Origin of the sequence: Hyphomicrobium sp. MC1, assembly GCF_000253295.1 — a bacterium.
In the GTDB taxonomy this organism is placed as follows: Bacteria; Pseudomonadota; Alphaproteobacteria; order Rhizobiales; family Hyphomicrobiaceae; genus Hyphomicrobium_B.
The window spans coordinates 4,323,817-4,337,842 of sequence record NC_015717.1 but is presented as its reverse complement, the minus strand read 5'-3'; the positions used below and the strand labels follow the sequence as shown (position 1 = coordinate 4,337,842).

The window sequence follows — 14,026 nt, the reverse complement described above, 5'->3', positions numbered from 1 at the left end:
TTGGCGGGCTTTTTGGACTTAAGTTTTTCTCTAGTTATCCAGTTTAGCCACTAAAACTGTCCTGGCACATTCAGAGATAGGGACAAGGGGATCTTAAGCCAGTATGGGCGCTTGGTTCATTCGCGCTATTATTGCGCTCGCCACGACTGCTGTCGTACGCGGCGTCGTCATGGCATTCCATCTCGATGCGATGGTCGCTCGCATAATCAACGTCGCCGAAACCAATTCAAACCTTGAAGCAATCGCTTGGTCACTCTCTGGTGTGACCGGCCTTATTGCCGTTTTTATATGGATTGCTTTGGGGGCGCCGGAGCGATTGGCATCACTTTTTTGGCCGCGGCCCGCACTCGGCAGCCTATCCTATCAAATGTTCGAAAATCACGCAGCTATCCATGGCGGCGCAGAAACTGCTCCCATGGAGCTTGTGGTTTTACTCAACAATCAAAACGAAAAGCTGGTTCGATACCGTGCAGTTATCTCTGGGGCGGTGAATGGAGCTAACTGGCAAGATGAAAACGGGAACCAGCAGCTGTCTGTTGATGGCTTCGTTCCTGCAAAAGAAACGCGCTCATTAATTCTCAACATTCCAAACGTGCCCATTACCTTCATTGGCAGCACAGTCAGGATGGATGGGCGATTTGTTTATTCTATTGAATATTTTTTCCCTCCTCATTTTCGGAGATTTCGAACCACCGCACGTACGGTGACTTTCAATCAGCAGGTAACCCTTTCCGGGGTTAGTGGCATCACAGCCACTCCGATGCGCGTGCTATTCCGAGATGAAAGGGAAGAGTAGAGCCGCGTTTAGCGCTTCTGTTTTTTCACAGGCTGAGTTTGCGGCCGTACAACGACGACCTTTTTCAATGCTTTATCAAACGCTTCTTCATCTTCAGAGCAGCCGAGTTCGCGAGCGGCGTCTTTGAACTTCTGCGCCTGCGTCGTCCGACTCGAATCAGATGCTTTGGTTTTTTTCATCACACAAGCCTGAGTTTGTTCGCTCTGAACGTCAAGGCTTCAGACCAAGCCCAGAAGACAACCAGAATCCAGTGCAAAACCCCAAGGCTCGCATTGCCGTCTGATCTTGCATCGCCCTAAATGGAAAAGGCGACAAGAGGAGTCGTGATCCTCAAGTCGCCTGGTGAGCCGTTGTTACGGGCCCATGCGTCAGTTCCTGGCGTATCCCGATCCCTGGACAGGACAAAGGAGGAAGCAAAGAAGATGACGCAGAAAAAATAACCCTGCTCTAGCGAGCATAGGGGAACGGGGTGCCAAAAGGCTGCCCGTTCCCATCTTTCTACTACAAACCGGAGGACTCAGCCATGGGCACAGAGTCAATTTCAACAGCCAATTATGCTGCTGTCATCGCGGACCTGCGCGCGAAGCGGGATGAACTTGACCGCACAATCAATATGCTAGAGGCAATGGCTCAAGTTTCTTCACCTGCCGCGCCAGCGAGCAAGCCACAGCGACCATTGTTCATGATGGAAGTGAACGCGCACGGCCCGACCGGGCAATTTGTTCCACCCACGCCGACTGGCAATACCGGCATTGGCGATAAGGTCGTTAGCATATTGAGAGAGAGCGCGGACCGGTCATTATCCACTCGTGAGGTGACTGATCGCCTTTTGGCCTCTGGATTTCCTCAAACCACGGAAAACCCGATTAACAATGTCTGGTCCGCCTTATCGCACCGCATGAAGGTCAAGGGCGATGTCGTCCGAGATGGAAAGAATTGGCGCTTTGCGAGGTCAGAAAAAGCTTCTACGACGCCGATTGCGCCGATTGAGCACGTAAACGGGCACTGAGGAAGGGCCAAGCCCATCAGAGCGTGGGCTTGGCGATCTTCTTAGTTGGCTGCGCTTGCACCAGCTTTTCGATACGTCAGACGCTTTCCCTTGATACCCCTCAGGGCGCGTTCCGTGCGCGCGGCATCTTCGACGCCGAGTGCGATCCGGTTGTTATAGCGGAAGTCGAACTCTGCCAGATAACGGTGCAGGTGCTTCTCTTTGCAGTGCTGGTAGGTGCCGCGCATTCCGCGCTTGAAGACTGAGAAATAGCCTTCCACGGTGTTGGTGTGGACGGTGTGGTTCAGGTCCACGTAACGGACGTATTCATCCTTGGTGTGGTCCACGCGGTCATGGCTCGCAAAGTCCATAAGCTGGTATTTGTAGAGCTGGGCGCTGTCGGTCATCATCGAGGTTTCGCGAGAGACGTTGGCCTTGATGATCGGAATGACTTCGCCAACGGTCGAGCCCGCAACGTGATAGCTGCGAACCGAGCCCCCGCGTTCCACCAGCGAAAGAATGACATTCTTATGGACCGCGCCGTAATGCTTGTCGCCCTTGCGAACGCGGCCCTTGGGATGGGTTGAGGCACGGCCATAGATGGTCTCATCCACTTCCACCACTTCGCCCTCGCCACCCATCGGCGGCAGGAGAGAGCCCGAACGCATCGCTTCACGGATGCGATGGGCCATGAACCAAGCCGACTGATACTTGATCTCCAGAACCCGGTGCAGTTGGTGGCTGCTGATGCCCTTCTTGGACGAGCACATCAGGTGCACGGCCTGGAGCCAAAGGTGCAGCGGAATGTGGCTGCTTTCAAAGACCGTTCCAACGCGGACCGTGAACTGCTTACGGCAGGCGCCGCACTTTTTCAGACCGAATCGCTCGATACCGTCCGGGTTCTTCTTGCTCGGCTTCGAACGGACGCCCTTCAGCTCATAGATGCGCTTGTCGGCTCCGCAGTGCGGGCAAACCGGACCATTCGGCCAAACCACGCTTTCGAGCTTTGCGAAAGCGGCGGCTTCATCATGAAAGTGAGCGGCGGTCAGGATCGACATTGGAATCTCCTATGATTCCAATCTACTCCATCCGTTGGGTTTGTCAAATGGATAATTGCCCTTTGGCTCGCCGCCGTGATTACCTGGAAACGAGGGGTTTTCGGGGGCAGGCATGTACGGCCAGATCTCAACACTCGCGTTCATTGGCATCGAGGCACGCCCGGTTGAGGTGCAAGTTCGGGTCACGCCCGGCGCAGCGGCCTTCGCGATCGTCGGGCTCCCCGACAAAGCCGTGGCCGAAAGCCGGGAGCGGGTCAGGAACGCCCTTCACGCTGTAGGCCTCGGCCTCCCTTTCAAGCACATCACCGTCAATCTCGCGCCTGCCGACCTGCCGAAGGAGGGCAGTCACTTCGACCTGCCGATCGTACTCGCGATGATGTCGGCCATGGAGGCGATCGCGCCCGACGCCATAGCGAACTATGCCGCCATCGGCGAGCTGGCGCTGGACGGCTCCATCCGCGCCGTGCCGGGCACTCTACCGGCTGCCATTGGCGCCAATGCGCTCGGCAAGGGTCTGATCTGTCCGGCCGCCACCGGGCCGGAAGCCGCTTGGGCCAGCGAAGAGATCGACATTCTAGCAGCCCCGCATTTGCTATCGCTCGTCAATCACTTCAAAGGCATGCAGACCCTGTCGCGGCCAAAGCCGAACGTTCTCCCTGTCCAGAATTACGCCGCCGACCTTCGCGATATCAAAGGCCAGGAGACCGCCAAAAGGGCTCTCGAAATTGCGGCGGCCGGAAATCACAATCTCCTTCTGATCGGCCCGCCGGGCTCCGGCAAATCGATGTTGGCGTCGCGCCTGCCGTCAATATTGCCGCCGCTACAACCTGAAGAGATCCTTGAGGTCTCGATGGTGCATTCGCTCGCCGGTGAACTGATGGGCGGCAAGTTGACAGTCGAGCGTCCATTCCGCGCGCCGCATCATTCCGCCAGCATGGCGTCGCTGGTCGGCGGCGGCTCGCGCCCACGCCCCGGAGAAGTCTCGCTCGCGCACCACGGTGTGCTGTTTCTCGACGAGCTGCCGGAATTCCAGCCCAACGTGCTCGACGCATTGCGCCAGCCGTTGGAAGCCGGCGAAACCGTCATTGCCCGAGCAAACCACCGGATTTCATATCCCTCGCGAATCCAGCTCATCGCCGCGATGAACCCGTGTAAATGTGGAGGTGGCAATCCCGGCGAGCCATGCCGGCGCGGACCCCGCTGCGCTGCCGATTATCAAGCCCGCGTCTCCGGCCCGCTGCTCGATCGCATCGATCTGCAAATCGAAGTACCGGCAATCTCCGCGGCTGATCTGGTCTTGCCCGCGCCCTCTGAAGGCAGCACAGAAGTTCGCGCCCGCGTTGCCGCCGCGCGCGGCCGTCAGCTCACACGTTTTGCGGCGCTGGGTGCCAGAGGCGTCCGCACCAATGCCGATTGCTCCGCCGCGCTGCTCGAACAAACCGCGATGCCCGATGAGGCCGGCGTCGCCCTTCTCCGGCGCGCCGCTGAAACGCTCGGCCTCTCCGCGCGGGGCTTCCACCGCACGTTGAAAGTCGCGCGAACCATCGCCGATCTCGAAGGTTCAGAACATGTCGCCCGCGCTCACGTCGCGGAGGCCTTAAGCTACCGTGGCGAAACCCTGCGCCAGGCCCGCGCCGCATAGGCGAAGTGGGAGCAGCATATGGAATTTCCGCGCTCCTCGGTCATCAAGTCCGCCGATTACGATCCGGAGGCACGAACACTCGATGTCACCTTCCGGACGGACCGGCGCTACACCTATTTCGGCGTCCCGGACCACGTTTTCGATGCTCTCGTCACGGCATCGTCAGCGGGCGAATATTTCAACACCCATATCCGCGACCACTACGAAAGCGAACGCCATTAGGTCCAAAAAAATCCGGGACCCGAAGGCCCCGGACGAACAAAACATTCACAGCTCGCCGTTTCGCTGATCTCAGCCGAACACCGACTTGACGCCCGCTTGCATTGCTGCCGCCTGCGCCGCATTGCGGAGCAGACACGCAATGGTCATCGGTCCGACGCCGCCCGGCACCGGCGTGATCGCGCCCGCAACCTGCGCACATTCTGCGTAGGCCACGTCGCCGACTATCTTGGTCTTGCCGCCTTCCGAGGGCACGCGATTGATGCCGACGTCGATGATCGTCGCGCCGGGCTTGATCCAGCTTCCCTTGACCATCTCGGGAATGCCGACGGCAGCAATCACAAGGTCGGCACCTCTGACGACGCTCTCGATATCCTTCGTTCGTGAATGCGCGATCGTCACGGTGCAATTCTCGCGTAGCAGCAGCGCCGCTACCGGCTTACCAACGATGTTGGAACGCCCGATTACGACGGCATTCATGCCTGACAGGCTCTGATGCACCGTCTTGGCCAGGATCACCGAACCCGTCGGCGTGCACGGGACCAGCGCCCGCTCGCCGACCCAAAGACGGCCGACGTTGACCGGATGGAAGCCATCAACGTCCTTGTCCGGGTTGATGAGGTTCAGAACCTTTTCGGCGTTGATGTGCTTGGGCAGCGGCAGCTGCACCAGAATGCCGTGGCAGGCCGGGTCGTTGTTCAGCTTCTCGACCATCGCCAGCACGTCCGCTTCGCTCGTTTCGGCGGGGAGCCGGTGCTCCCACGAGTTCATGCCGACTTCGACGGTCTGCTTCGCCTTGTTGGCGACATAGACCTTACTCGCCGGGTCTTCGCCAACGAGCACGACCGCGAGGCCAGGTTTCAGCCCATGTTCTTTCTGAAGCCGCGCGACTTCCGCCGCCACCTCGGCGCGGACCTTCGCCGCAATCTCTTTTCCATCGATGACCTGGGCTGACATTCCTCTCGTTCCTCCTCGTTTTCCTATTTTTTGAATTCGCCTATCCGGTCCTGCAATCGTCTGTCGAGTTCGTCCGGATCGCCGGATATCCGCAAGGATTTGAGCCGCGATTTCCCGCCCTTGGCGAGCGAAACAGACTGCTTCGCCACGCCCAGCCATCGGGCCACGAGCTCTTCAAGAGCCCGGTTCGCTGCTCCATCCTCGGGAATTGCGCGCACGCGCGCCTGAAAGGCCGGACCGTCGGGGGTTTCGACAATCCCGTCAACCGCCTCTTTGCTGGATTTTGGCGTTAAGCGGAAGCGCGCAATGACGCACGCGGTATCGTGCCGCCAAGCCCCCTCAGCCGACTGCGCGCCGCCGGACGCCGCCGTCACACCACGGCCTTGGCGATGTTCGGCAGCACGACGGTCTGGATGAAATAACAGGCGAGCAGCAAGATCACCGGCGAGATATCGAGCCCGCCCATGTTCGGCATCGCATTGCGAATGGGGGCGAGCAGTGGCTCCGTCACGGCGTTGAGCGCCTGCCAGATCGACCGCACGATCGGATTGTAGGGGTTAACCACCCCGAATGCCATGAGCCAGCTGACGATCACCACGGCGATAACGACGTAGGTATAAAGCGTGATGAGATAGTTGATAAAGCCCAGAAGCTCGAGCATTCGCCGTCCCGCAATTTGGTATCGTTGCGCCATGTAGCCCCGACACCCTGCCCCCTGCAAGCCTTTGGCCCGACTTGTGTCCAGACTTTCGCGCCCGAACCGCAAATGGGGTTATCAGGGCACCCCAAGTCTAGCGCGATTGTCGCAGCCTCCGCGCAAACGACCGTCCGCCGCCCCGCGCCCTAGGTGCTGACAAGCGGAGCGGATTTCTTGACAACTACTCAGGGCGAACCCTAAATGCCGCGCATCCGGGGCCGTAGCTCAGATGGGAGAGCGCTGCAATCGCACTGCAGAGGTCAGGGGTTCGATTCCCCTCGGCTCCACCAAATGCTTTGGAACCGCTGAACTATTTAGCACTTTATCGTCCTCGACATCAGCGTTGCACTCCCCCTCGCCCGGCCATCGCGGCAGCCATATTAAGAACTTGCGCTTTGTTTTCGCCGTTCGCGAAAAAGGCGCGCAGGTCTCTGCACAATTCAAGCGCCACGCGAATCCTACGAATTGACCCGTATCAACGGGCTCGGCGATGAGATTTTTATGTTGCCTTCGATACGCCAAGGCTGCCACCAAAATGGCAATCGCCGAACGCATTCGAAAAACCCGGACTACAGATAGCTTCGCATGGTTGATGAAAAAGCGGACGAGGGAGTGGTCGACGGCGCATCTTCCGTGCATCTGTTGACTGTAAGCACCGCGGACCAGATCACCATACTCGCGGCATCCGACCAATGGACGGCGCCGAATGCGGCCAGCCTGGATGGCTCAATCAGCGCGGTTCTCGCCCGCCCCTCTCTGGGGAACGTGACGCTGGATATGAGCGGTATCGAGCGGATCGATACCTACGGCGCATGGGAAATTTCGCGCCTTCAGCGTGAACTCAGCGCGCGTGGCGGCAAACTCAAGATCTCGGCGCTGCCGGAACAATATGCTGGACTGTTCCGGGCCGTGGAGCAGGCGGCCGAACTTGCCGATAAGGTTCCCTCACAGCCGCGCAAGGAATTTACGGGCCTCGCTGCCATCGGCCAAGGGATGGCCAACTATGGCCGGGGCTTCGTTCTTCTGCTCAACATGATCGGTGCAGTCTGCGCTGCGGCCTTTCGGGCGATCCTGAAGCCTTCAACGTTTCGCTTCACATCGACGGTCCATCAGCTCGATCGCGTCGGCTGGCAGGCGATCCCGATCATTTTTCTGATTACCTTTTTGATCGGCAGCATCATTGCCCAGCAGGGCTTCTTTCATTTCAGAAAGTTTGGCGCCGACGACTATGTCGTCGATATGGTCGGCATTCTTGTTCTTCGCGAAATCGGCGTTCTCATCGTCGCTATCATGGTGGCGGGGAGATCTGGCAGCTCTTACACTGCCGAACTCGGCTCGATGAAGATGCGCGAGGAAATCGACGCGCTCCGAACCATGGGCTTCGATCCGGTCGACGTGCTCATTCTTCCTCGCATTGTCGCGCTCGTCATCGCGCTCCCGCTGCTGACCTTCATCGGTTCGATGTCGGCCCTTTACGGTGGCGAGCTTGTCGCGTGGCTCTATGGCGGAATGAGCCCCGAAATTTATGTCGCCCGCTTGAAGGAAGCGATCTCGATGACGCACTTCAAGGTCGGCATGATCAAAGCGCCGTTCATGGCGTTCGTGATCGGCATCGTTGCGTGTACGGAAGGCCTGAAGGTTGGAGGGAGCGCCGAATCCCTTGGGCTTCGGACGACGGCATCGGTTGTGACCTCGATCTTTCTCGTCATCGTCCTCGACGGTCTGTTCGCTGTCTTTTTTGCATCGATCGGAATGTGACGAGAATGGCCTCTCCGAGCAAAGCACCTGTCATCAGCGTTCGTGACCTGGCCGTCGGGTTCCGCGACCGAATGGTCCTGGATCATCTGTCTCTCGACGTCCGTCCCGGGGAAATTCTCGGCCTCGTCGGCGGCTCAGGCAGCGGCAAATCCGTCCTATTGCGCACCATTATCGGCCTGTTGCCGAAACAGTCGGGATCAATCGAAGTTTTCGGACATGATGTTGACCGCGTCGACGATGAGACCCACCGTGCGCTGCAGCGGCGATGCGGCATCCTCTTTCAAAACGGCGCGCTGTATTCGTCGCTCACCGTAATACAAAACGTGCAGTTTCCGATGCGCGAGTTCCTGCACTTGCCAGAGCATTTACTCGACGAGATCGCGGCAACCAAGCTCGCGATGGTCGGACTGTCCCGGCTCGACGCCAACAAGCTGCCGTCGGAGCTCTCGGGCGGCATGACGAAACGCGTCGCCATGGCTCGCGCGCTTGCACTCGATCCCGAGGTCGTTTTTCTCGACGAACCGACGTCAGGTCTCGACCCCATATCGGCAGGTGATTTCGACTCGTTGATCCGAACGCTGCAGCAGACCCTTGGCCTGACCGTGTTCATGATCACGCATGACCTCAACAGCTTACACACTGTGTGCGATCGCATCGCCGTATTGGCGGATGGCAAGATCGTCGCCGACGGTCCACTCTCGGCAATGCTCGCGAGTGAGCACCCTTGGGTTAAATCGTACTTCCGTGGCCAACGCGGACGCATGCTGGAATCTTCACGCCAACAGTCATCTGGTTGAGACGCCGTTATGGAAATTCGCGCGCGATACACGCTGATCGGACTCTTCACCCTCGCGACTGTCGCGGCGGCGTTTGTATTTGTCTATTGGCTCAACCACGCAGGCGGCTTGGCCCAGCAGGCGCTTTACCGCGCACGTTTCGAGACGCCGGTCTCCGGACTTCTCAGAGGTTCGGCGGTTCTCTTCAATGGTATCCGCGTCGGCGAAGTCGTCGCGCTCGAGTTGGCAGCCGACCATCCCAAGCAGGTCACGGCTCTGATCTCCGTTGAGAGTACGACGCCCGTTCGTTCCGACACGAAGGTTGGTATAGAATTTCAAGGCCTCACCAGCTCGCCCGTCCTGGCATTGCGCGGCGGCGCACCCGATGCACCCCCCGTCACATCGACCGGAAGTCAGCCGCCGCTCCTTGCCGTAGATCCGAAGGACACGCAAAGTCTCACGGAATCAGCGCGCGATATCCTGCACCAGATCGGCGCCGTCATTGATGAAAATCGCGAACCCTTCAAATCCCTGGTCGCGAACATCAACACGTTCTCAGCAGCGCTCGCGAAGAATTCCGACAAGGTCGATGGTATCCTTGCTGGATTGGAGCGGATGACGGGCGGCGGCAAGAAAGCGGACGCTCCTATTGTCGATCTCGAAGCTCCCAAGAAATTTCCAGGCCTCGGCAAGATTCCTGAGGGCCAGCTCGTGGTGCCGGAACCCGATATCGTCGGCAGTGTCTTCAACGATCAGGTCGCGATCATGACGCCTGCGGGCGAGCGTTCGAACGCCATCGCCGCCAAGTGGCCGGATACGCTAAGCCGGGTTGTGCAATCGCGCATCGTTCAAAGCTTTGAAAATGCCGGGTACCTGAAAGTCCTTGGACGCCAGCCGGACACGCTTGATGTCGATTATCAACTCATCTTGGATTTGCGTAATTTCGAGATCGTGGCCTCGGACACGCCGTCTGCCGAGATAGCATTCTCAGCAAAGATCGTCGGCAAAAACGGACAGATTCTCGGCGCACGCATATTTAAAGCGAGCGTGCCTGCAACGATCACCGATCAGGCTGGAATATCGGCTGCACTCAATCAAGCGTTCGACAAGGTCGCGTCTGAACTTGTCGTCTGGGCCTGCAGCGTCGCCTGAGCGCAGCAGCTCGACTTCATTCGCGCACCTGAGCTAATGAGATTTATTCGACGCCGCTCGACTGCCATCTGATCCGAGTGCGACCGGAATCGGCGACAAGAATTATGCGAACTTACGACGTTATAGCGCTCACAATTGAGCACTATGGCGATTTCGAAAATTCAGTATCGCGGCAATGCCAAGCACCGCATTCAGCCAACCGCGGATCGCCTATTCCGCACAGGGCCGCGGCCATTGATGGGAAATACTGTCTGCCCGATTGTTCGTTGTTGATTGCGTCCACTGAATCCAACAGAGATCGCTGGAATCCCCATCTCTATAAGATGGGCAGTCCCTGGGCCTTCTTCCGTTGACCACCTCATAAGCACAGAGATGTAAGGGGGAAAGGCCAATTTATCGCGATTTACGGACAATAGGGCTGTGTGATACGTATACTGAGTAACCGTATTGCTCTAAATTGCGACGGCTGAGCGGGACCGAATCCGGACCGACCTCGCAAGGAAAAAATATTTCCATTATTGCCATGAAAACAGGCCAGCCGAATTTGGAATATTGATGATAATTGGCCATCGAATCCGCCGACGGCTTTTTTGGGACGCGATATTGGTCTTTAGTTACAATCCGATATTTTTGGTGTTAGGCCATCATTAACACCTCGCCTACATATAATGGCCCAGACTTATTGTCGTTCAGTAAGTCATGAAAGTGGGGCGGAGTTTTGCGGCGGCAACATTCCGAGGGGAAATGAGCGAAAATTGCAATTCGACGCTGGATATTTCTGGTCTGTTGACAATTCGGACGATCGGCGATGCGAAAAACGCAATTCTGAGCTCCATAAACGATAGCGAATCACTCGACCTCCTTATCTCCGAAGAGTCCGACGTCGACATCGCCGGCATCCAACTCATCGTCGCCGCGCGGCTCTATGCGCAGGGCGCCTCCAAGCAATTATCGCTCGCCGCTCCGATATCCGGGCGTGCTTTGAGCCTTATGGATCGAGCGGGACTGCTCGCTGAAATGTCGGCTGAAAATCGCCGGTTCTGGTTGCACGAGGGAGCCTGAAATGTCCGCGTCAATTCTTACGGTAGACGATTCATCAAGTATCCGGGTCGCGATCAAGGTGGCGCTGACAGGGGCCGGTTATCAGGTCAGCGAGGCGGTCGACGGGGCAGACGGCATTAAGAAAGCCAACGCTGGAAAGTTCGACCTCATCATCACCGACTTGAACATGCCCGTCATGGATGGGCTGACGATGATCGAAGAGCTGCGCAAAATCCCGGCGCACAGCGGTGTTCCGATCATCTTTCTCACGACGGAATCCGACGCAGCGCTCAAACAACGGGCTAAGTCCGCGGGTGCCACTGGCTGGCTGACGAAGCCCTTTCAAGCCGACAATCTTCTGAAGATCGTCAAGAAGGTTCTCGGGCAATGACTTCGAATACGGATGCAATTGCAACATTTCGCGCTGAGGCGGACGAGCTTTTGGATCGCATTGAGCTTGGCTTGCTCGATTTGTCGAGGAAGCCCGGTGATCGCGCGCTCGTCGATGATGTTTTTCGTAGCCTTCACACTCTGAAGGGCTCCGGCGCCATGTTCGGGTTCGATGTGCTTGCATCGTTCACGCACCATTGTGAATCGGCCTTCGATCAGGTTCGCAAGGGTGAGGTCACGGCAACGGCGAACCTCGTCTCGGTTGTTCTGGCTGCGCAAGATCACATGCGGTCTTTGCTCGAAGGAGCCGAAACAGCCAGCGAGGCGACAGGCCAGGAACTGCTCATCCGCCTGGAGCAGGAAGTGAAGATGGCAGGACATGCTCCGCCGCCGGAAGAACCCGAGAAAACGTCTTGGGAGATTAATTTCTCGCTGCCGCCGAATGCGTTGGTCAACGGTTGCAACCCGCTGGCGCTTCTGGCCGAAATGCGCGATCTCGGCGAGTGTAGCGTTGCGGCTGATATTTCGGAAATCCCGGCTCTCGACGCGCTGGTTGCGAACGAGTGCTACATCACGTGGAACGTCAAACTTCTCACCGATAAGCCGCGGACGGATATAGAAGACGTCTTCATGTTCATTATCGATGACATGAAGCTCGATATTCGTCAGGTCGAAGCCGAGAAAGACAGCGAACCAGTCCAGCTGGAAATTTCCAGCGATGCCGCACCATCGTCCGATGCGTCGCAGACGGATAAGCGGCGGCCGTCGGCCGGTGCCGACACGCGCCAGGCAGCCAAAAGCTCTGAAAGCGTTCGCGTTCCTGCTGAACGGCTGGACGAGCTCATGGATCGTGTCGGTGAACTCGTCATCGCGCAATCGCGTCTTAGCCAGATTGCCGCCGCCAGCCCGGACCTTAATCTGCGCGCCGTCTCCGAAGACATCGAGCGGCTCTCCAACGAGCTGCGCGATACGATGATGGTGCTTCGCATGGTTCCCGTCGGAACCCTATTCGGCCGCTTCCGTCGCCTCGTGCATGATCTCGCACGCGAGACGGGCAAGACGATCGACCTGACGACCGAAGGCGAAGGAACGGAAGTAGACAAGACCGTTATCGAGCGGCTGGCGGACCCGCTCGTGCATCTCGTCAGAAACTCCGTCGATCACGGTCTCGAAACGCCGGAAAAACGCAAGGCGGCCGGAAAACCGGAAGCAGGTAAAATCAATCTCTCGGCGCGCCATGCAGGCGGCGAAGTCATTATTTCCATCACGGACGACGGTGCCGGCATCGACCGGGCGCGTGTTCGAGCCAAGGCGGAAGCGCAAGGCTTGATTATGCCGGGTGCCCACATTGGTGATCACGATCTGCTGCAAATGATCTTCCAACCCGGCTTCTCGACCGCGCAAGCTGTCACCAATCTCTCCGGCCGCGGAGTTGGTATGGACGTCGTCAAGCGGACGGTGGAAGCGCTGCGCGGATCGATCGATCTCAGCAGCGAGCCGGGCGTAGGCTCGCGTATCTCGCTTCGTATCCCGTTGACGCTTGCCATCATCGACGGCCTTTTGGTTCGAGTCGGCACGGGACGCTATGTCATTCCGCTATCCGCGGTCGAGGAATGTCTCGAATTGCCGGTCGAGCAGGATTTGCGCTCGCGCGGCAGAAGCTTTATCTCGCTGCGCGATACGCTCGTTCCGTTCCTCAGGCTTCGCGAAATTTTCCAGACAGGAACACAGCCGGATCAATTCCAGAAAATCGTGGTCGTTTCGACTGGGGCCGAGCGCGTCGGATTGGTCGTCGACCAGATCATCGGTGACCATCAGACCGTGATCAAGGCCATGTCGAAGCTGCACGAAGACGTCGCGATGTTTTCTGGCGCGACGATCCTCGGCGACGGCTCGGTCGCGCTCATTCTCGATATCGCGCATCTGGTGGCGACTGGGCAAATGGCCGAGGCGCAGCTGCGCAAGGCCGGTTGAGCACGTCCGACCATAACGACGAAGGCATTCGGCTATGACGCAAGAAATTGAAGTACTGACGTTCGATCTCCAAGACGAGACGTTTGCCTTGGAGGCGAGCATTGTCCGCGAGATCATGGACATGCCGATCGTGACGATCGTGCCGACGGCTTCAAAGCTGGTCGGCGGCGTCATAAATTTCCGCGGCAAAGTCATCCCCCTCGCGAATCTGCATGTCGCATTCGGAATGGAAGCCGGACCGCTGACGATCGACAGTCGTACTGTCGTGATCGAACTCGATATCGATGGAGTCGCGAGCTTCATCGGACTTCGGACCGACCGCGTGAACGAAGTCACGACACTTGATCTTTGCCGCAGCGAGCCGCCGCCGAGCGTGGGCATGCGGTGGCGATCCGAATATGTGAAATGCGTCGTCAAGCAGGGAGGCGAGTTTATCGTGCTTCCTGATCTTCAGAATATTTTCTCGATCCATTCGGAAACGACAGGAGGATCGCTCAAAGCAGTCGCTTGAGCGTTTTTTTGAAGGCCCTGCGCATGGATGCGCCGGCGAGACTCATGACGAGTTCCGTTCGATAGCA

At 58.0% G+C, this 14,026-nt stretch carries 16 protein-coding genes and 1 tRNA gene; 12 read left to right on the top strand and 5 right to left on the bottom strand.

Features of this window, described 5'->3' with window-relative positions; all coding sequences use genetic code 11:
• Window positions 1–103: 103 nt before the first annotated feature.
• Window positions 104–796, top strand: a complete 693-nt coding sequence (locus HYPMC_RS20835; protein WP_013950104.1) for a hypothetical protein — start codon at window positions 104–106, stop codon at window positions 794–796.
• A gap of 8 nt (window positions 797–804) precedes the next feature.
• On the opposite strand, the gene HYPMC_RS24400 is transcribed toward HYPMC_RS20835, so the two are convergent.
• Window positions 805–975, bottom strand: coding sequence for a hypothetical protein (locus HYPMC_RS24400; protein WP_013950103.1), 171 nt, complete (start codon window positions 973–975; stop codon window positions 805–807).
• Window positions 976–1,319: 344 nt separating this feature from the next.
• Between HYPMC_RS24400 and HYPMC_RS20830 the strand changes: the two genes are divergently transcribed.
• The gene (locus tag HYPMC_RS20830) at window positions 1,320–1,805 is read left to right on the top strand and encodes a hypothetical protein (protein ID WP_013950102.1); all 486 of its coding nucleotides are present in this window, start codon (window positions 1,320–1,322) and stop codon (window positions 1,803–1,805) included.
• Window positions 1,806–1,846: 41 nt separating this feature from the next.
• Here the strand turns inward: HYPMC_RS20830 and HYPMC_RS20825 are convergent, their stop codons facing one another.
• Complete coding sequence (locus HYPMC_RS20825) at window positions 1,847–2,842, bottom strand: IS1595 family transposase (RefSeq protein ID WP_013950101.1); 996 nt, start codon at window positions 2,840–2,842, stop codon at window positions 1,847–1,849.
• A gap of 112 nt (window positions 2,843–2,954) precedes the next feature.
• Between HYPMC_RS20825 and HYPMC_RS20820 the strand changes: the two genes are divergently transcribed.
• A complete protein-coding gene (locus tag HYPMC_RS20820; protein WP_013950100.1) occupies window positions 2,955–4,484 on the top strand; it encodes a YifB family Mg chelatase-like AAA ATPase in 1,530 nt (509 codons plus the stop codon).
• Window positions 4,485–4,502: 18 nt separating this feature from the next.
• Window positions 4,503–4,706 (top strand): KTSC domain-containing protein, encoded by a 204-nt coding sequence (locus HYPMC_RS20815; protein ID WP_013950099.1) that lies wholly within the window; start codon window positions 4,503–4,505, stop codon window positions 4,704–4,706.
• 69 nt (window positions 4,707–4,775) lie between these two features.
• Here HYPMC_RS20815 and folD read toward each other — a convergent pair whose 3' ends face one another.
• Genes folD through HYPMC_RS20800 form a run of 3 tightly spaced genes read right to left on the bottom strand, consistent with a single transcriptional unit; the run spans window position 4,776 to window position 6,321 of the window.
• Window positions 4,776–5,660 (bottom strand): bifunctional methylenetetrahydrofolate dehydrogenase/methenyltetrahydrofolate cyclohydrolase FolD, encoded by an 885-nt coding sequence (gene folD / locus HYPMC_RS20810; RefSeq protein ID WP_013950098.1) that lies wholly within the window; start codon window positions 5,658–5,660, stop codon window positions 4,776–4,778.
• 23 nt (window positions 5,661–5,683) lie between these two features.
• Entirely contained in the window at window positions 5,684–6,034 is a 351-nt protein-coding gene (locus tag HYPMC_RS20805; protein WP_013950097.1) for a DUF167 family protein, read from the bottom strand.
• Complete coding sequence (locus tag HYPMC_RS20800; RefSeq protein WP_013950096.1) at window positions 6,031–6,321, bottom strand: YggT family protein; 291 nt, start codon at window positions 6,319–6,321, stop codon at window positions 6,031–6,033. Before HYPMC_RS20800 ends, HYPMC_RS20805 begins: the two co-directional genes overlap by 4 nt.
• 250 nt (window positions 6,322–6,571) lie before the next feature.
• Here HYPMC_RS20800 and HYPMC_RS20795 point away from each other — a divergent pair.
• From HYPMC_RS20795 to HYPMC_RS20760, 8 genes are all read left to right on the top strand, one after another.
• A tRNA-Ala gene (locus HYPMC_RS20795) sits at window positions 6,572–6,647 on the top strand.
• A gap of 295 nt (window positions 6,648–6,942) precedes the next feature.
• Window positions 6,943–8,115: an MlaE family lipid ABC transporter permease subunit gene (locus HYPMC_RS20790; protein WP_013950095.1), complete on the top strand. Its 1,173-nt coding sequence runs from the start codon at window positions 6,943–6,945 to the stop codon at window positions 8,113–8,115.
• 5 nt (window positions 8,116–8,120) lie between these two features.
• Window positions 8,121–8,912, top strand: coding sequence for an ABC transporter ATP-binding protein (locus tag HYPMC_RS20785; RefSeq protein WP_013950094.1), 792 nt, complete (start codon window positions 8,121–8,123; stop codon window positions 8,910–8,912).
• Window positions 8,913–8,921: 9 nt separating this feature from the next.
• A complete protein-coding gene (locus HYPMC_RS20780) occupies window positions 8,922–10,043 on the top strand; it encodes an ABC-type transport auxiliary lipoprotein family protein (RefSeq protein ID WP_013950093.1) in 1,122 nt (373 codons plus the stop codon).
• Between the two features lie 744 nt (window positions 10,044–10,787).
• Complete coding sequence (locus HYPMC_RS20775) at window positions 10,788–11,105, top strand: hypothetical protein (protein WP_013950091.1); 318 nt, start codon at window positions 10,788–10,790, stop codon at window positions 11,103–11,105.
• Between the two features lies 1 nt (window position 11,106).
• Window positions 11,107–11,475 (top strand): response regulator, encoded by a 369-nt coding sequence (locus HYPMC_RS20770; protein WP_013950090.1) that lies wholly within the window; start codon window positions 11,107–11,109, stop codon window positions 11,473–11,475.
• Window positions 11,472–13,448 (top strand): chemotaxis protein CheA, encoded by a 1,977-nt coding sequence (locus tag HYPMC_RS20765; RefSeq protein ID WP_013950089.1) that lies wholly within the window; start codon window positions 11,472–11,474, stop codon window positions 13,446–13,448. Before HYPMC_RS20770 ends, HYPMC_RS20765 begins: the two co-directional genes overlap by 4 nt.
• A 34-nt stretch (window positions 13,449–13,482) precedes the next feature.
• Window positions 13,483–13,959: a chemotaxis protein CheW gene (locus HYPMC_RS20760; protein ID WP_013950088.1), complete on the top strand. Its 477-nt coding sequence runs from the start codon at window positions 13,483–13,485 to the stop codon at window positions 13,957–13,959.
• The last annotated feature ends 67 nt before the right edge of the window (window positions 13,960–14,026 follow it).